This window comes from Serratia sp. root2 (assembly GCF_031931805.1).
GTDB classification, from domain to species: domain Bacteria; phylum Pseudomonadota; class Gammaproteobacteria; order Enterobacterales; family Enterobacteriaceae; genus Serratia; species Serratia inhibens.
On the sequence record NZ_JAUJXB010000005.1, the window covers coordinates 241,888 to 258,544 of the forward strand.

Annotated in this window: 17 protein-coding genes; 10 read left to right on the plus strand and 7 right to left on the minus strand. The window is 57.2% G+C overall.

Annotated features, from left to right (window positions below; all coding sequences use genetic code 11):
* Positions 1-137 precede the first annotated feature (137 nt).
* The 3 genes from tusA to QZQ97_RS20550 are packed head-to-tail and all read left to right on the plus strand — an operon-like array spanning position 138 to position 905.
* Positions 138-383 (plus strand): sulfurtransferase TusA, encoded by a 246-nt coding sequence (gene tusA / locus QZQ97_RS20540; RefSeq protein ID WP_004950955.1) that lies wholly within the window; start codon positions 138-140, stop codon positions 381-383.
* A gap of 60 nt (positions 384-443) precedes the next feature.
* The gene (gene relB / locus QZQ97_RS20545; protein WP_311994947.1) at positions 444-641 is read left to right on the plus strand and encodes a type II toxin-antitoxin system RelB family antitoxin; all 198 of its coding nucleotides are present in this window, start codon (positions 444-446) and stop codon (positions 639-641) included.
* On the plus strand, positions 642-905 hold the full coding sequence (locus QZQ97_RS20550) for a type II toxin-antitoxin system RelE/ParE family toxin (protein ID WP_311994948.1): 264 nt from the start codon (positions 642-644) through the stop codon (positions 903-905). It abuts the gene before it with no gap.
* Positions 906-976: 71 nt separating this feature from the next.
* On the opposite strand, the gene QZQ97_RS20555 is transcribed toward QZQ97_RS20550, so the two are convergent.
* On the minus strand, positions 977-3,292 hold the full coding sequence (locus QZQ97_RS20555; protein WP_311994949.1) for a zinc/cadmium/mercury/lead-transporting ATPase: 2,316 nt from the start codon (positions 3,290-3,292) through the stop codon (positions 977-979).
* Between the two features lie 616 nt (positions 3,293-3,908).
* Here QZQ97_RS20555 and QZQ97_RS20560 point away from each other — a divergent pair.
* Positions 3,909-5,372: a serralysin family metalloprotease gene (locus QZQ97_RS20560; RefSeq protein WP_311994950.1), complete on the plus strand. Its 1,464-nt coding sequence runs from the start codon at positions 3,909-3,911 to the stop codon at positions 5,370-5,372.
* A 52-nt stretch (positions 5,373-5,424) separates the two neighbouring features.
* Positions 5,425-5,802, plus strand: coding sequence for an AprI/Inh family metalloprotease inhibitor (locus tag QZQ97_RS20565; protein WP_311994951.1), 378 nt, complete (start codon positions 5,425-5,427; stop codon positions 5,800-5,802).
* A gap of 37 nt (positions 5,803-5,839) precedes the next feature.
* Here QZQ97_RS20565 and QZQ97_RS20570 read toward each other — a convergent pair whose 3' ends face one another.
* Positions 5,840-6,466, minus strand: coding sequence for a lysoplasmalogenase (locus tag QZQ97_RS20570; RefSeq protein ID WP_311994952.1), 627 nt, complete (start codon positions 6,464-6,466; stop codon positions 5,840-5,842).
* 161 nt (positions 6,467-6,627) lie between these two features.
* Between QZQ97_RS20570 and QZQ97_RS20575 the strand changes: the two genes are divergently transcribed.
* Positions 6,628-6,981 (plus strand): DUF2500 domain-containing protein, encoded by a 354-nt coding sequence (locus QZQ97_RS20575; RefSeq protein ID WP_311994953.1) that lies wholly within the window; start codon positions 6,628-6,630, stop codon positions 6,979-6,981.
* Position 6,982: 1 nt separating this feature from the next.
* On the opposite strand, the gene QZQ97_RS20580 is transcribed toward QZQ97_RS20575, so the two are convergent.
* A complete protein-coding gene (locus tag QZQ97_RS20580) occupies positions 6,983-7,255 on the minus strand; it encodes a DUF1145 family protein (RefSeq protein WP_006317223.1) in 273 nt (90 codons plus the stop codon).
* Positions 7,245-7,865 (minus strand): 16S rRNA (guanine(966)-N(2))-methyltransferase, encoded by a 621-nt coding sequence (gene rsmD, locus QZQ97_RS20585; protein WP_311994954.1) that lies wholly within the window; start codon positions 7,863-7,865, stop codon positions 7,245-7,247. The genes QZQ97_RS20580 and rsmD overlap by 11 nt, the downstream gene beginning before the upstream one ends.
* Positions 7,866-8,210: 345 nt before the next feature.
* On the opposite strand from rsmD, the gene ftsY reads away from it, so the two are divergent.
* The 4 genes from ftsY (at position 8,211) to rpoH (ending at position 12,567) form a co-directional block, all read left to right on the plus strand.
* Positions 8,211-9,773 carry a signal recognition particle-docking protein FtsY gene (gene ftsY, locus QZQ97_RS20590; protein ID WP_311994955.1) on the plus strand — a complete coding sequence of 521 codons (1,563 nt, stop codon included), beginning with the start codon at positions 8,211-8,213 and terminating at the stop codon, positions 9,771-9,773.
* Between the two features lie 5 nt (positions 9,774-9,778).
* Positions 9,779-10,450, plus strand: a complete 672-nt coding sequence (gene ftsE, locus QZQ97_RS20595; RefSeq protein WP_004950974.1) for a cell division ATP-binding protein FtsE — start codon at positions 9,779-9,781, stop codon at positions 10,448-10,450.
* Entirely contained in the window at positions 10,440-11,393 is a 954-nt protein-coding gene (gene ftsX / locus QZQ97_RS20600) for a permease-like cell division protein FtsX (protein ID WP_311994956.1), read from the plus strand. The genes ftsE and ftsX overlap by 11 nt, the downstream gene beginning before the upstream one ends.
* A 316-nt stretch (positions 11,394-11,709) precedes the next feature.
* Positions 11,710-12,567, plus strand: a complete 858-nt coding sequence (rpoH, locus tag QZQ97_RS20605; RefSeq protein ID WP_004950979.1) for an RNA polymerase sigma factor RpoH — start codon at positions 11,710-11,712, stop codon at positions 12,565-12,567.
* 65 nt (positions 12,568-12,632) lie between these two features.
* On the opposite strand, the gene QZQ97_RS20610 is transcribed toward rpoH, so the two are convergent.
* The 3 genes from QZQ97_RS20610 to panM are packed head-to-tail and all read right to left on the minus strand — an operon-like array spanning position 12,633 to position 16,307.
* The gene (locus tag QZQ97_RS20610; protein WP_311994957.1) at positions 12,633-14,714 is read right to left on the minus strand and encodes a hypothetical protein; all 2,082 of its coding nucleotides are present in this window, start codon (positions 14,712-14,714) and stop codon (positions 12,633-12,635) included.
* A complete protein-coding gene (locus tag QZQ97_RS20615; RefSeq protein WP_311994958.1) occupies positions 14,701-15,918 on the minus strand; it encodes a DUF3142 domain-containing protein in 1,218 nt (405 codons plus the stop codon). Before QZQ97_RS20615 ends, QZQ97_RS20610 begins: the two co-directional genes overlap by 14 nt.
* Positions 15,915-16,307: an aspartate 1-decarboxylase autocleavage activator PanM gene (gene panM, locus QZQ97_RS20620; protein WP_006323076.1), complete on the minus strand. Its 393-nt coding sequence runs from the start codon at positions 16,305-16,307 to the stop codon at positions 15,915-15,917. Before panM ends, QZQ97_RS20615 begins: the two co-directional genes overlap by 4 nt.
* Between the last annotated feature and the right edge of the window lie 350 nt (positions 16,308-16,657).

Consider the following 16,657-nt stretch of genomic DNA (forward strand, 5'->3'; position numbering starts at 1 on the left):
GCGTTTGCGCAACCAATGCAATGGTTAAATTTAACGCAAACGTTAACGCATCTTGCGCAGAAAAACTACCGGCGTAAACTAGGCGCCAATGAGATGCGGCGGGCGTTCGCCGATCGCTTTTGATCGAGAAAAATTGCATGACTGACTTATTTGCCCAGGCAGACCAGACGCTCGATGCGCTGGGGCTGCGCTGTCCGGAACCGGTGATGATGGTGCGCAAGACCGTACGCCATATGGATGACGGTCAAACCCTGCTGATTATTGCCGATGATCCGGCCACCACCCGCGACATTCCGGGCTTCTGCCGCTTTATGGAGCACACGCTGGTGGCGCAGGAAACCGACAAGGCGCCGTACCGCTACCTGTTACGCAAGGGCGTATAGTTTTTGACCGCTTTGTGCGGTAGGCTGCTTGAAAGGGGCTACAGGAAAAAGGGGTAAGCAATGATTATCTTACGCTCGCCTGTTGTCTCAGAATATGAGACACAAGAGCAGACGGAAATCTACGATCGCTGGTTTCGGGAAAAGGTTCGGGAAGCCATGGATGATCCCCTGCCTGGCATTTCCCATGACGAGGTAATGGCCGAGATGGATGCTCTTATCGCTGTAGCGGAAGCAAGGAAGAAAACCAAGCAGGTATAAATGCTCGTCATCGAATGGAGTCGATCTGCTCGCCAGGACTTGGCGGATATACTGCTTTTCATTGCCAATGACAATCCTCGGGCAGCCAGAAAAATGAAGGTGTTAATTTCAGAAGCAATGCTTCCTGCCGCTGAACATCCTCATATTTTTCGCCGTGGCAGGGTTGATGGCACGCACGAAATCATTGTTCATCCCAATTATCTTCTGTTCTACCAAGTGGTTGCCGATCGTATCCGGGTGATGCGAGTCCTGCATGCACGCTGACGCTATCCCTGAAGGCACTGTCGCTGATGAAAGTAGCGCCGGAGCCCAGGGATGGGCTCCGGCGCAGAGCATCACTGACGTTTCTTCAGCAAGCGCAGTGCGTTGGCGGTGACCAGCGCGGTAGCGCCCGAGTCCGCCAGCACCGCCAGCCACAACCCGGTCATCCCCAGCAGCGTGGTGATCAGGAATACCCCTTTCAGACCCAGCGCAATGGTGATGTTTTGCCGAATATTGGCATGTGTGGCGCGCGAGATGCGGATCATCTCCGCCACACCGATCAGCCGGTTATGGGTCAGTGCCGCGTCTGCGGTTTCCAACGCCACGTCGGTGCCGCTGCCCATGGCGATACCGATGCTTGAGGCTTTCATCGCCGGTGCATCGTTGATGCCGTCACCGATCATCGCCGTCGGGCGCAGTTCGCTCAGTTCGGTTACCGCTTTCACTTTATCTTCCGGCAGCAGCCCGGCTCGGTAATCGATCCCCAGTTCCGCGGCAATCGCCGCTGCCGCACGCGGGTTATCGCCGGTCAACATCACCCCGTGGATCCCCAGCGCGTTCAGTTCGGCAATGGCCTGTTTGGCGTCGCTACGCAACGTATCACGCAGTGCCAGCAGGCCGATCGCTACGCCGCTTTCCAACACCACCACCGCCGTTTTGCCGGCGTTTTCCAGTTTTTCTACCTGGCTTTGCAACAAGGCGTCGAGCTGACCTGCCGCCAGTTTACCCGGCGCGCTGATCAACAGAGTTTTGCCGTCAACCACGCCTTCCACCCCAACCCCCGCCAGAGCGCGACGCGCCTGTGCCGGTGGCAGAGGTGCACCATATTGCTCGGCCCGTTTGACAATCGCCTGCGCCAGCGGATGATGAGAGCCGGTTTCTACCGCGGCAGCCAGGGTCAGCAACTGCTGTTCGCTGATACCGTTGATCGGCAGTACATCCGTGACCCTGGGTTTGCCTTCCGTCAGCGTACCGGTTTTATCGAAGGCGATGGTTTGCACCTGGCCCAGCTGTTCCAGCGCCGCACCGCCTTTAATCAGGGCGCCGCGCCGAGTGGCCGCCGCCAGCCCGGAGGTAATCGCCGCCGGGGTGGATATGACCAGCGCACAAGGACAGCCGATAAGCAGCAGGGTCAGGCCGCGGTAAATCCAGATATCCCAGGGCTGTGACAGCAGCAGCGGCGGCACCAGGATCACCGCAACGGCCAGCAGCATAATCGCTGGCGTGTAATAACTGCTGAACCGGTCAAGGAAACGTTCGATAGGTGCACGGCGTTCTTCGGCCTCTTCGATCAACTGCAGAATGCGGTCGATGGCGTTTTTGCCCGGCTCGGAAATCACCTTCATCTGCGCGGCCTGATCGACCGACAGGCTGCCCGCCGCGACTTTCTGGCCCTGCTGACGTTCGACCGGCACCGATTCGCCGGTCAGGGCGCTTTCGTCGAAACTGGCGAACGGGTTGAGCAGTTCGGCATCAGCCGGAAGGCGGCCGCCGGGGGCAATCTCAATCACATCGCCGGGGCGCAGGCTGGCGACCGGCACGCGTTTACGCTCCGAGCCTTGCAGCAGCAGCGCATCTTCCGGCACCAGCTCCATCAGTGCCGTCACGCCACGGCGGGCGCGGTTGGCGGCGTAGGATTCCAACAGCTCACCAACCATAAACAGCAGCAGCACCATGGCCGCCTCGGCGGTGGCACCGATAAACAGCGCGCCTATTGCCGCCACGCTCATCAGCGTTTCAATGGCAAACGGCGTACCGGAGCGGATCAGCCGCAGCGCTTTGGTAGCGACCGGCGCCAGACCGACCAGCGTGGTGGCGATAAACGCAATGCGGCCCAGTTCGGGATTGACCATATCGAGCACCCAACTGACCACCATCAGCGTGGTGAGCAACAGCAGCGGGCCGAATTCCTTCAGGCGCGATGCCTGGGGTGACTCGGCTTTGGTTGCCTGGGTGCCGAGCAGGGTAAAGCCGGCCTGTTGCACTGCGTCCTGGATGCGCAGGCTGACATCGGATTGGGCATCGACCACCAGTTTTTCAGTGGCGAACAGCACGCGAGCGTTGTCTACGCCGGGAATGCCCGTCACGGCGTTCTCTATTTTTTTTGCGCAGCTTGGGCAGTCCATGCCGGTGACTTTCCAACTGTAACGTCGGCTGCCGGAAGGAGGGGCGTCAGCCAGCCTGTCGCTTTCCTCATCCGGATCCTCATGATTGTCCGTGCTGCAACAGCTGGCGCCATGATCGTGCGAGTGAGCATGATCGGCTTCGGTGGCTGGGTTTTTTTGCTCGCTGCTGCAACCGTGCTGGGTTTTACCGTGGCTGTGATTGCAGCCGCAGGCACCTTCTGCAGGGTTATGTTCCTGATGATTATGGTTTTGATGGGTATGCATAACGTCCCCCTCCGGGCAGTTAATGATATTCATTGCGCCGACTCTACACCCTAGAGTCAACTCCAGAGTCAAGCGCCGGGATGAGAATTATTGCTAACTGTGAGGTGGGCATCATCGCGGGTGGCGCAAGGCCGTTAGAGCAAATAGGAAAATGTTATTTCTATACAAACTAAAAAGTCTCGCCTGCTAATAATAAAGAGTTATTAACCTATAACTCTTTAACTAAATTTACCTTTTTGGCACCTAAATGCCAGCACGATCCGCTTGCATCTGCAGGCCGCATTTTTGTTGAAGTTTGTTGCTGACTTGTGATTATTAAGTTTAATTTACATTGTAAGGATCGCCAAAAACCAGCACAAGTCTCCTTCGTTACATGAATATATAGCTGATTATTTCATGTTCAGTTTTTGAGTGTCTGCCTATAATTGGAATCGATTACCATTTATGGAGGTAATCTTATCTATTGATATATATGCATTAATTCTATCTAACACACTGCCGGAAACGGCGCATAAGCCCCTTCCTGTTAGCTGGCGGATCGTTATCCATGGCTGACTGGCAGGTTATGTCTATCTGTCTGATTGATAACAATCAGCTAATGAGTGGAATCGAACCAATGCAATCTACCAAAAAGGCAATTGAAGTTACTGAATCCAGCCTCGCAGCAGCAGGATCCGGCTACAATGCTGTAGACGATCTGTTGCATTACCACGAGCGTGGCAACGGGATTCAGGTTAATGGCAAGGACTCATTTTCTACCGAACAAGCTGGGTTGTTTATTACCCGTGAGAACCAAACCTGGAACGGTTATAAGGTTTTTGGTCAACCGGCCAAATTAACGTTCTCTTTCCCCGATTATAAATTCTCTTCTACCAACGTTGCCGGCGATACCGGGCTGAGCAAGTTCAGCGCCGAACAGCAGCAGCAGGCTAAACTGTCGCTGCAATCCTGGTCCGACGTGGCGAATATTACCTTCACCGAAGTTGCCGCCAACCAGAAGGCCAATATTACCTTCGGCAATTACAGCCAGGATCGCCCCGGCCATTACGACTACGATACTCAGGCTTACGCTTTCCTGCCGAACACGATTTATCAGGGGCAGAATCTGGGCGGCCAGACCTGGTACAACGTCAATCAATCCAATGTTCAACATCCGGCCAGCGAAGATTACGGTCGTCAGACGTTCACTCATGAAATTGGCCACGCGTTGGGCCTGAGCCACCCGGGCGATTACAACGCCGGGGAAGGCAACCCAACCTACAACGATGCCAGCTATGCCGAAGACACTCGCGAGTTCAGCCTGATGAGCTACTGGAGCGAAACCAATACCGGCGGAGACAACGGCGGCCACTATGCCGCGGCACCGCTGCTGGATGACATTTCCGCCATTCAACATCTTTATGGCGCTAACCTGTCTACCCGCACCGGCGATACCGTGTATGGCTTCAACTCCAATACCGGCCGCGATTTCCTCAGCACCGCCGGCAACGCGCAGAAAGTGATCTTTGCGGCCTGGGATGCGGGCGGCAATGATACCTTCGACTTCTCCGGTTACACCGCCAATCAGCGTATCAACCTGAACGAGAAGTCCTTCTCTGACGTGGGTGGGCTGAAAGGCAATGTGTCTATCGCGGCGGGCGTCACCATTGAGAACGCCCTTGGCGGTTCGGGTAATGACGTTATCGTCGGCAACGCGGCCAACAACGTGCTGAAGGGCGGCGCGGGCAGCGATATCCTGTTCGGCGGCGCAGGTGCTGATGAGCTGTGGGGCGGCGTTGGCAAAGATACTTTTGTTTTCGCCGCCGTCAGCGATTCCAAGCCGGGCGCTTCTGACTGGATCCGCGATTTCCAGAAAGGTACCGATAAAATTGACCTGTCGTTCTTTAATCAAGGGGCGCAGAGTGGTGATCAGATCCACTTCGTCGATCACTTCAGCGGTGCAGCGGGCGAAGCCTTGCTGTCTTACAATGCGTCAAACAACGTCAGCGATTTGGCACTGAATATCGGCGGCCAGCAGGCGCCGGACTTCCTGGTGAAGATCGTGGGGCAGGTAGACGTCGCCACTGATTTTATCGTGTAACAGTGAGGGTAACGCCCGGTGCTGCCTGGCCGGGCGTTATGCAGGAGCCGAGATGAAAGGCAGCTTAGCGCGTGCCGCCGTCATGGCGGGGAACATCATGGTTACGGGGGCAGTTATGGCCGGCAGTTTGGTTCTTCCTTCCGCAAAGTCACTGGCGGGGCAATGGTCGATCGCCGACGCCGAACAACAGTGTCAGATTGAATTTTTGGCTGTCGAACAAAGCGAAACCAATGGCTATCGGCTGGTGGATCCTCAGCACTGTCTGAAAAAGGTGTTTACGGCAGAGGTCGTTGGTTGGCGTCCGGCACCGGATGGCATCGCTTTGTTGCGGGCCGATGGCAGTACGCTGGCGTTCTTTTCGCGTGACGGCGAGAGTTACCGCAATCAACTCGGGGCGGATGATGGCCTGACTCTGAAGGCGCTGACATAATAAAACGGGTTCGGTAGCCCGAACCCGCCTTGGACATTTACAGGTACAACGAGCGTACGATCAGGAAATGGCCGGAGAAATAACAAAACGCCACCACCGCATCCGCCGCCCTGAAGCTAAAGCGGTAGCGGTTAAGCAGCCATACCACGTTGGCTAACAGCAGCAGCGAGGTGCCCGCCAACAGCGAGAAACCAAAATCGGTGCTGCGCATAAAGTAATGCTCACCCGCCAGCCACACCATCAGTAACGTCATCGCTACGTAGGTGGCGATTGGCCAGCGCATTTCCTCCAGCCGCGTCCAGATCGTCGCCAACAGCAACACACCGATAATCAGCAGCGCCAACGGCAGCGGCCAAAACAGGCTGAAAGTCATCTGGCTGGCGAAGCTCAGAGTATAAAGCAGGTGCGAAAGGAAAAATGCGCCGATGGCGTACAATACACGCTCACGCGGCAGCAGCAGCAAGGCGTCGGCGATCAGCGTTGCCACCAGCCCGAGGACGATCAGATAGCCTGCGGCCCCCAGCACCGGCGCTTGCCAGGCCAGCAGCAACAGCAGCAGCAGAGTAAGCGGTTTGAATACCCAACGCTGCCAGCGTGGCCCGCGATAGGAGGCGTCTACGAACAGCCAACCGGAAAAGAATACGGCAAGGAACGGCCAACTCATTGTGTCTTCCTTATTCATTATGGGAGCCGCAGAGCCCGGCTCCAAATTGTCACCAGTGTCACTTCCTATGTGCAGTGTAGGCAGCGCGCCTGCAATCGACAATGCTTTCTTGAGAATGCTATGTTTACGCTGATTTAGCCGCGAAAGGAATGGGAATAAGGATGAGTAAGCCGCCGCTGTTTTTTGTCGCCGTGATTGCGCTGATCGCCGTGCTGGCGACACACCGTTACTTCAACCAGCGCCGTGCCGAGGCGGAAAATGACCGCGCGCCGGTGCGCAGTCTGCAGGTCAAGGTCAGCGACAAGCGCGAATTTCCCGTGGCGACCACCCGTTCGCGCCAGCGCGAACAGGGGGTCAATGAGCCGATGCATTATGAGGTGGTGTTCAGCCCGCTGTCCGGCGGCGAGGACATCCGGCTGCGGCTGAAACAATGGCAGTACAACCCGATCGAAAAGGGCGCACAGGGTACGTTGAGCATGCAGGGCACAAGATACGTCTCATTTACCGCGCAATAACCTATTTTCTTTTAATGGGCGGCTGTTTTTTCTGCCAGGCCAGCAGTTCGAATACGCCAAAGATGAAGATCTTGGCTTCCTGCCAGTAGCTTATCGGCTGATCTTTCGGCTGGGTGGACTTCAGTAACACCAGTTGCAGCCCGTGCATCACCACCATAAAGAACAGCGCCACGTCGATGAAATACTTCAGCGGCTTGGGAAAAGGGTGGAACAGATTGGAGAGCAGAAAGCCCCATACGCACAGCATCAGCAGGCGGCCCAGATTAATCAGCATTGTTGGTTTTCTCTTGCGAACGAATATAAAGCCGGTAAGCGACCTGACCGGCGACTTTTTCCCGGTGTAATTGCCAGTTGGCCGGCACGTCAGCCGCAGCGCTTTCCGCCTCGGCCTCTACGTAAATCCAGGCCTCATCGGCCAACCAGCCCTGCTGTTCCAGCAGGGTGACGGTTTCTGCCAGCAGCCCTTTGCGGAACGGCGGATCGAGAAACACCACGTCAAACGGCTGGCCGTTGCCCGCCAGCCAGTGCAGCGTGTTGGTGTTGACCACCGTGCCTTTACCCTGCAGCAGTGCCAGGTTTTTCTCCAGTTGCTGTGCCACTGGGCGTTCAAATTCCAGTAGCGTGGCGCTGCCGGCATAGCGTGACAGCGCTTCCAACCCCAGTGCACCGCTGCCGGCAAAACAGTCCAGGCAGCGTGCGCCCTGAATGACCGGTGCCAGCCAGTTGAACAAGGTTTCGCGGACGCGATCGGTGGTCGGACGCAGCCCCGGGCTGTTAGGCACCGGCAGTTTACGCCCGCGCCATTGGCCTCCGATAATGCGGATCTGCCCGGCTGCGGCCTGGGGCGGTTTTTTTGCCGACGCCCGTGGCGTGAGTCTTGTCATAGGTTTGCTTTATTTCTTTCTCTGGCCGCGAGGCCGCACGAGTTAACGAAAGGTTGCCTCTATTCTACCGGTGAGACGCGCCGGGGGGAACGGTAAAACTTTGTTGCCTGATTTCACAGTGGAAAGCATACCGGATGCGTGTTGCTGCGCGAGGGAAAGTGTTAGACTCGGCGGATTATTGTCAGCATATACCCAAAATAATTGGAGTTGCATCAAGGCGGCAAGAGCGGAAGTCCTCAGGAGCTTACTTAAGTAAGTGACTGGGGCGAGCGCGCATAGCCAACGCTGATTGCGGCTTCAAGTATGAAGGGCAAGCAAGCCTTCGGTACGGAGTAGAGTCATAACATGGCAAAAGATAAGAAACGTGGGTTTTTCTCCTGGCTGGGCTTCGGCCAGAAGGAAGAAGAGCAACCGCAACCTGAAGCGTCGGTAGAGCAGACGGACAATCAGGCCGTGGAGACGCCGGCCGAACCGGTTGCCGCCCCGCTGGACGACAAGCTCCCCGCTCAGGAATCTGAACCTGCCGCCTCCGTTGATACCCCAGGAGAATGGGACGGCAGCCTGACCGGCGAACACATCGCCGAAAGCGTACCTGCCGTCGCTGAGCATTCCACCCCGGCGCAAGCGTTGGCGGAAGAGGTTGTCACCCTCACCGAACAGGTGGCGGCACAACAGCAACCCAGGGTTGAAGAGATCGTTGAGCCGGTGGTGGTCATTGCACCGGAGCCTGAACCTGAACTCATCGCGCCTGTGCCTGCTGTCGAGCCTGAGCCGATGGTTGAACCTGAGCCGGAAATGATTGAGGCGTTGGTTGAGCCAGAGCCAGAGCCAGAGCCAGAACCAGAAGCAGAGCCTCTGCCGGCCAGTGTTGCGCTGGAGCCGATTATCATTGCCCCAGCCATTGTTGAAACAGAAGAACAAGAGCCCGAATCGGCGGAAGGCGATCTGCCGGCCCCGGCGGTAACTCAAGAGCAGGAGCGTCCGACCAAAGAAGGCTTCTTTGCCCGCCTGAAGCGCAGCCTGGTGAAAACCAAGCAGAACCTGGGTTCCGGTTTTATCGGCCTGTTCCGTGGCAAGAAAATCGACGACGATCTGTTTGAAGAGCTGGAAGAACAGTTGCTGATTGCCGACGTCGGCGTGGAAACCACCAGTAAAATCATTACCTCCCTTACCCAGCACGCCAGCCGTAAGCAGTTGAAAGACGCCGAGGCGCTGTATGGCAAGCTGAAGGAGGAAATGTCTGAAATTCTGACTAAAGTAGAACAGCCGCTGGATGTTGGCGGTAAAAACCCCTATGTCATTTTGATGGTGGGGGTGAACGGCGTGGGTAAAACCACCACCATCGGCAAGCTGGCCCGTCAGTTCCAGGCGGAAGGCAAATCGGTGATGCTGGCGGCGGGGGATACTTTCCGTGCGGCGGCGGTGGAGCAATTGCAGGTGTGGGGCGAGCGCAACCGTATTCCGGTGGTGGCGCAGCATACCGGCGCAGACTCCGCTTCGGTGATCTACGACGCGGTGCAGGCTGCCAAGGCGCGTGGCATTGACGTGCTGCTCGCGGATACCGCCGGTCGCTTGCAGAACAAGGCGCACCTGATGGAAGAACTGAAGAAGATCGTCCGCGTCATGAAAAAACTGGACGACCAGGCCCCCCATGAGGTTATGCTGACTCTTGATGCCAGCACCGGACAGAATGCTGTCAGCCAGGCGAAATTATTTAATGAAGCCGTGGGCTTAACCGGCATCACGCTGACTAAACTGGACGGTACCGCCAAGGGCGGGGTGATCTTCGCCATTGCCGATCAGTTCGAAATCCCGATTCGCTACATTGGCGTTGGGGAAGGTATCGAAGATTTGCGGCCATTTAAGGCTGACGATTTTATTGAGGCACTTTTTGCCCGAGAGGATTAATACGGATGATTCGCTTTGAACAGGTCAGTAAAGCTTATCTGGGCGGACGGCAAGCGCTGCAGGGGGTAGATTTCCATCTGCGCCCGGCGGAGATGGCGTTTCTGACCGGCCATTCCGGCGCGGGGAAGAGTACCCTGCTGAAACTGATTTGTGGTATCGAACGACCAAGCGCCGGCCATATCTGGTTTGGTGGCCACGACATCAGCCGGTTGAAAAACAGCGAGGTGCCGTTTCTGCGTCGTCAGATCGGCATGATTTTCCAGGATCACCACCTGCTGCTGGATCGCACTGTCTATGACAACGTGGCTATGCCGCTGATCATCGCCGGTGCCAGCACCGAAGACATCCGCCGCCGCGTTTCCGCCGCGCTGGACAAGGTCGGGCTGCTGGATAAAGCGAAAAACTTCCCGATTCAGCTGTCCGGCGGTGAACAGCAGCGCGTGGGCATCGCCCGTGCGGTGGTGAACAAACCGGCGGTGCTGCTGGCGGATGAACCCACCGGTAACCTGGATGATGCGTTGTCGGAAGGCATTCTGCGCCTGTTTGAAGAATTTAACCGGGTTGGCGTTACCGTACTGATGGCCACTCACGATACCGGGCTTATCGCCCGTCGCAATTACCGCATTCTGAGCCTGAGCCAGGGCCGTATGGCTGGAGGAGCGCATCATGGCGAATAACGTAAAAACCGCCAAGAGCAAGGCGCTGCGCGGCGGCTGGCGCGAACAATGGCGCTATGCCTGGATGAACGCCATCAAGGATATGCTGCGTCAACCGTTGGCGACTCTGCTGACGGTGATGGTGATCGCCATCTCCCTGACGCTGCCGAGCGTGTGTTATATCGTCTGGAAAAACGTCAGCACTGCAGCCACCCAGTGGTATCCGACGCCGCAGCTGACGGTGTATCTGGATAAATCTCTCGATGATGACGCCGCGGTGAAAGTGCTCGACGCCATCAAGGCGGAAGCTGGCGTAGAGAAGGTGAATTACCTGTCGCGCGAAGAGGCGCGGGGCGAATTCCGCAACTGGTCCGGCTTCGGCGGTGCGCTGGATATGCTGGAAGAAAACCCGCTGCCGGCCGTGGCTATCATCACGCCGAAGATGAGCTTCCAGAGCTCGGATACCCTCAATACCCTGCGCGATCGCGTGACGGCGGTTCAGGGGGTGGACGAGGTACGGATGGATGACAGTTGGTTTGCTCGCTTGGCGGCGCTGACCGGGCTGGTGGGGCAGGTGGCGGCGATGATCGGCATTCTGATGATTGTGGCGGTCTTCCTGGTGATCGGTAACAGCGTGCGTCTGAGCATCTTCAGCCGCCGAGACACCATCAATGTGATGAAGTTGATTGGCGCGACCGACGGCTTCATTCTGCGGCCGTTCCTGAATGGCGGGGCGATGCTCGGCTTTTTCGGCGCGCTGCTGTCGCTGTTGCTGTCCGGGGCGCTGGTGTGGAAACTGGGGTCGGTGGTTACCGACGTGGCAAAAGTGTTTGGGACTACCTTTACCCTGCATGGGTTGGGGTGGGATGAGGCGCTGTTGCTGCTGATTATCTCCGCGATGATTGGCTGGATCGCCGCCTGGCTGGCGACGGTGCAACATTTACGCCGATTTACACCACAATAAAGTTTTTTTGGTATACTCTTCTCCTGCTGCTCCGAACGTGTTGCGGGAGAAGAGTTACCGGCAGTAAAGCAAGCACCACTCAGTCTCTTCTTAGCGCACAAATTCCCTATCGGTCTCCACCTTCGTCACGTATTGTCATCTGCAATGCGATCGAAAAACAGTGAACTTATAGGGCGGAACACGGTCAAAATTTGCAGCAAAATGTTAGGGTGCCCGGCGTGTGGACCGCTTTTGCAACAGCAACTGCCGTAAAATCAATCTTTTCCCCGCCGTGAGTCATCACCTGCATGACCTGTTTTCTCAAGAGAGGGTTTGAATGACCAAAGAAATGCAAACTTTAGCTTTAGTGCCCCAGGGCAGTTTGGAAGCCTATATCCGGGCCGCCAACACCTATCCGATGCTGACGGCAGAGGAAGAGCGGGAGCTGGCTGAACGGCTGCATTATCAGGGCGATCTGGAGGCCGCTAAGCAGCTGATCCTGTCTCACCTGCGCTTTGTCGCTCATATTGCCCGTAATTACTCTGGTTACGGCCTGCCGCAGGCAGACCTGATTCAGGAAGGTAATATTGGCCTGATGAAAGCTGTACGCCGCTTCAATCCGGAAGTTGGGGTGCGCCTGGTGTCCTTTGCTGTGCATTGGATCAAGGCAGAAATTCACGAATACGTGCTGCGCAACTGGCGTATCGTCAAGGTCGCTACCACCAAAGCGCAGCGCAAGCTGTTCTTTAACCTGCGTAAAACCAAGCAGCGTTTGGGCTGGTTCAATCAGGACGAGGTGGAACTGGTGGCTCGCGAGTTGGGCGTGACCAGCAAAGACGTGCGTGAGATGGAGTCTCGCATGGCGGCGCAGGATATGACCTTCGATCCCACGCCGGACGACGATGCGCGCGACGGTCAGTCGATGGCACCGGTTCTCTACCTGCAGGACAAAAGCTCGGACTTCGCCGAAGGCATCGAGGAAGATAACTGGGAAAGTAACGCCGCAGACAAACTGGCCTACGCGCTGGAAGGTCTGGACGAGCGCAGCCAGCATATCATCCGCGCCCGCTGGTTGGATGACGACAACAAATCCACCTTGCAGGAACTGGCCGATCAGTACGGCGTTTCCGCCGAGCGTGTGCGCCAGTTGGAAAAGAACGCCATGAAGAAACTGAAAATGGCGATCGAAGCCTGATCCCGCTTAAGCGTTAAAAAACCCGTTCAGCAATGAACGGGTTTTTTTGTGCCTGAAATTCGGTGTTACTGGCCTGCCGCGGCAAAATCCGGCACCGGGCAGTCGTAGCCAAACTTGCTGGCCCAGGGATAACGGGTGCCGGTGTTGATATAGCGCTGATACAGCGCCTGGCCGGTTTTCGCGTCGCGTTTAATAACCCAGCCGGCGGCATTGCACAGCACGGCAGCATACGCCTGGCTTTTGGGCGGCAACAAATCGGCGGCCTGCTGGGCAAGGTCGACCGCCTGCCAGCGATAATGCAGGAAGCGATTGTCTTGTGGCGGCAGCGCCGCTTTGGCCCGCGCCGCCTCGGCGCTGCTGATCCAACTCTTGTGTTTCAGCTCGCGGGTATCAAAGGCATCCCCCAGATACGAATAACCTGCGTCATAAATGGCGTAATCCGGCGTCATCTCGTAGCCGGTGAAGGTTAGCCCCTGCGTGCGCAGCAGCGTCGCCGCCTGATAATAGGCTTTGGCCCGCACCAGTTTGTCGGCGGTTTTGTCCTGCGCAGTTTTCAGCGTATCGGCATACCCTTGCGCCACCTGACGGTAGTTCGGAATATCAAAGTAGTCCATCGCCTCCTGGGCCCGCCCTGCGCGCATCAGCCGCCGCGCCAGCAATTCCCGCAGTTGGATATCCGGCGTGATTTGCTGGCCGTTGTACTCATCGGGATTGACGGGTTTCAGCGGCGTTGCCGGTGCCGGCACATGTTTATCAACGAAGTCTTTCAGTTCGTCGATCGTCAGCACCCGCTCGGCCACGTCGGCGACATCCGCCCAATAAATCTCTTTGCCGCGATACAGAAAATCCATCGCCTGCAGGTAGTCGCCGCGATCCAAGGCAAGGATCGCCTGCTCCCCGGCCACCCGGCATTCGGGCACGATGGTTTCCGGCGTAAAGTCCGCATTGCGCTGCTCGCCCCAGCTTTCACTGGAGGGGAAGGCAGCGGCCGCTTTGGCATAAGCGGCGGTAGCGGCCTTAACATCCCCATCGCGTAGCGCCATCTTGGCGCGTAGCCACCACGCCAGCCCACTGTCACCGGCATGTTTTAACAGGCTGGCCGCCATGGGATATTGCCCGGCGCGATAAGCCAGCGCCGCTAGCCGGTCGCTGCCGCTGAAGCCACTTTTCACCGAGTCGTTCAGCAGCGTCAGAATTTGGCTGACTATCTGTTTCGAACGGGTACCGGCGGCATCGGTATCCGACATTTGCAAATTGCTGCCGCGCGCAAAGAGTTCGACGGTCACCAACTGTTGGATCAAGGGATCGCTAATGGCTTGTTTCAGCGCTTCTAAGTGGTCAGGATTGACCAGATAGCTGGAGACGTACTGTAACGACAGCCCACCGTTTTGATCGCCCTGTGCCGCCTGCTGGGCGTACAGTTGTGCTGCCGGAGCGATGTTGCCCAGCCACAGTTGGATGCGCGCTTGCTGCCCCAGGCTGCTCAGCGCCAGTTGATCAGGATCGGTCGCGCCGGCTTTCACCCGGTCAATTACCTGTTGGAAAGCCGCCAGCGCCTGCTCTAGCTGCGATTTCGCCGGGCGTTTAATCGCCGGGGCCGGTGCGCCGGATTCATTTTCCGGCGTGCCGTGGTCATCCATCAGAAGCCGTCCGAGTGAATACTGCGCCCGCAGTCCCCAGTCGCCCTGCTGTGCTGCGGGCAGCGCCAGGACCTGCTGGAAATACTCTGCGGCGCGCGGATCAGCACCGGCAAAGGCTACGGCACCCAGTTGATAAAGGCGTGCGGCGTCCGACAAGCCCTGAGAATTGACCGCATCGGCCTCCTCGACGGTCTTGGCGGCGCGCATTTTACCGATAATGATTGTCTCCGGTGAAAGCGGCATCGGTTTCGGCGGCGTTGCCGGTGGAGGCGCTTTCCACAGCGGCAGTTGGTTATCGACCGCGACCAGGCGACTGGCCTCAAAGGCAAAATTGCCTTCCGGCATATACAGCAGGGTACCGTTACGATCGGTCAGCAAGCGGTTGGGAAAGTCCGGCCCGCAGGCGAAACCGTTAATGGGCATCGCCAGCGCTGAGCCGATCAGGGCAGCGAGTGGGAGATACCGACCGTGGCGGTTGCGTACCGCGTGTGCATCAGGGTATGACAAGAGTGCCTCCTGGCGTCAATTGTTGGCAGCGCAGCCAGCCCAGCGGCCGGGATTGGCCGGCGCGCAGTTGATCGTCGCTGATAAGGACAAAGCGCTGGCGCTGAGGCCCGCTTTCCAACCGGTAGTTGCCCGCCGCATCCGCCGCCAGACAGTCCGTGGCGGCGACGGTTATTTCACGAGGCAGCGGGGCATCAACCGGTCCGTTATTATGAATTATCAGATCATACAGCCCATTTTGCTGTGGCTGAGGGCTAAATTTTACCTGCCAGCTGACGTTAAGCGGCTGCCGCTCTATCACCGCCCGCAGCGTATTGAGCGACCAGGCACGGCGATCGTCCGCCAGCGGCAGCCGGAACCAGATAATACCGCGCAGATGCGGTACCGCCTGTGTATCCAGTTGCTGCAGAAAATCGGCCACCTGTTGCGGCGCTACCGTCAGTTCGCGGGGATTGCCCGCCACGCGCAGTGAGGCTTCGCTCTCGACCCGTGCGCCCTGTGCATCAACGCCCAGCAGGCCCATACCGTAGGCCGGCAATGCCACCCTGAAAGGTTTGGACGTAATTTTTGCATACTGTTTTACCCAGCGCAGCGCCAACGGGGCGGCGAACAGCCCCTGCTGCGGCGAGAGCACCGCATGCACCTGCAACACCGAGCTGTCTGCCTGTTGCAAGACGCCGGGCAGCGCCGGTGAGCCGATCCAGGCCGGTAACGCGGTAATTCCGAGTTGCAAGGAGGAAGGCAGTTGTCGGCGCAGTTGTTGCAAGAAATAGTGATAGTCAGGCAGGCGAGCGGTGGCGGCGTCATGATCTATTTCGATGCCGATCACCTGCAACCCTGCGGCCTGCCATTGCAAAACCTGTTTTACCAGGCGTTGACGAATAGTCGATTCATCGAGCTGCGCCAATTGGCCATCCAAACGGGCTACCAGCCACAGCGGGCGGCCGTCCTGTTGCAGCTGCGGCAGATTGACCGGGATTTCGCGCCAGCCTTCGCGCGGATGCACCTGCGCACCCAACACGCGCAGGGTGGAGAACAGGTCACGGCTTTGCGCCAGCGCAGTGGCGTGTTGCGGTGTCCAGACCCGTTGCCAGATATAAACCTGGCTGTCCCGGGGCTGTAGTAGCTGCAGCGCCTGGTGACGGCCGCCGAACCAGGCCGTTAACGCCAGCGCCAACAACAGCAACGCCATCAGCCCGCGTTTCATTTTTGCCAGAGATCGCCTTGCTGAGTGAAACCGCAGGCGCGCATAAAGTTATCCACTTCACCGCGTTCGCGCGGTGTCAGGCCGGCGGTAGAAAGCTGCCAATGCGCTACCTGGGGCAGTTGGCGCTGTGCATCCTGCACCAGATACAGCCCGACGCCGCGACGGCGCGTCACTTCGCGCACCAGCAAATCCTGCAGTTGAGCGTTATCGCCATCCAGCGCAATTTTCACCGCGCCCAGCAGCCGTTCGTTAAAACGGGCGGCGAACAGGGCTTTATCGCCGTCCAGCCAGCTCTGCCACTGTTGCGGCTGTTGTTGCGGCCAAATTTTACCGAGGTCGATAAGATCTTGCGGGGACAGTGTGGTTAATCGCTCAATAGTCAGTTTCATGCAGAATTTCCGAACGGCTAATCGATGCCGACAGTGTAATAGATCTCGCACAGAGCGTTGTGTAAGTTTTTCTGTACGATTACTGCGCAAAATGTTTTTTGCATGACGCATTTTCCGAGTAAATAGATTGTTAATGGATCGATAACCAGCATAACGCGCTGCGCCTGATGCAAAACAGCGCAGATTTAATCCGGATTTTATCCTGTTTACACCGCTTGTTTCTGATTGTGCAAGTTGATTTGCAGCAGAAAATTCCTGTTTAATGGCATGAAAAATAAAGTCTTATTAGAAAATATTGCCACGAAAACACCTAAATCATTATTACTTATGAATAAAAGCAGTAAATAAGG

Coding starts and splice junctions, on each gene's coding strand:
- tusA (WP_004950955.1), top strand. CDS start 138: ATGACTGACTTATTTGCCCAGGCAGACCAGACGCTCGATGCGCTGGGG.
- relB (WP_311994947.1), top strand. CDS start 444: ATGATTATCTTACGCTCGCCTGTTGTCTCAGAATATGAGACACAAGAG.
- QZQ97_RS20550 (WP_311994948.1), top strand. CDS start 642: ATGCTCGTCATCGAATGGAGTCGATCTGCTCGCCAGGACTTGGCGGAT.
- QZQ97_RS20555 (WP_311994949.1), bottom strand. CDS start 3,292: ATGCATACCCATCAAAACCATAATCATCAGGAACATAACCCTGCAGAA.
- QZQ97_RS20560 (WP_311994950.1), top strand. CDS start 3,909: ATGCAATCTACCAAAAAGGCAATTGAAGTTACTGAATCCAGCCTCGCA.
- QZQ97_RS20565 (WP_311994951.1), top strand. CDS start 5,425: ATGAAAGGCAGCTTAGCGCGTGCCGCCGTCATGGCGGGGAACATCATG.
- QZQ97_RS20570 (WP_311994952.1), bottom strand. CDS start 6,466: ATGAGTTGGCCGTTCCTTGCCGTATTCTTTTCCGGTTGGCTGTTCGTA.
- QZQ97_RS20575 (WP_311994953.1), top strand. CDS start 6,628: ATGAGTAAGCCGCCGCTGTTTTTTGTCGCCGTGATTGCGCTGATCGCC.
- QZQ97_RS20580 (WP_006317223.1), bottom strand. CDS start 7,255: ATGCTGATTAATCTGGGCCGCCTGCTGATGCTGTGCGTATGGGGCTTT.
- rsmD (WP_311994954.1), bottom strand. CDS start 7,865: ATGACAAGACTCACGCCACGGGCGTCGGCAAAAAAACCGCCCCAGGCC.
- ftsY (WP_311994955.1), top strand. CDS start 8,211: ATGGCAAAAGATAAGAAACGTGGGTTTTTCTCCTGGCTGGGCTTCGGC.
- ftsE (WP_004950974.1), top strand. CDS start 9,779: ATGATTCGCTTTGAACAGGTCAGTAAAGCTTATCTGGGCGGACGGCAA.
- ftsX (WP_311994956.1), top strand. CDS start 10,440: ATGGCGAATAACGTAAAAACCGCCAAGAGCAAGGCGCTGCGCGGCGGC.
- rpoH (WP_004950979.1), top strand. CDS start 11,710: ATGACCAAAGAAATGCAAACTTTAGCTTTAGTGCCCCAGGGCAGTTTG.
- QZQ97_RS20615 (WP_311994958.1), bottom strand. CDS start 15,918: ATGAAACGCGGGCTGATGGCGTTGCTGTTGTTGGCGCTGGCGTTAACG.
- panM (WP_006323076.1), bottom strand. CDS start 16,307: ATGAAACTGACTATTGAGCGATTAACCACACTGTCCCCGCAAGATCTT.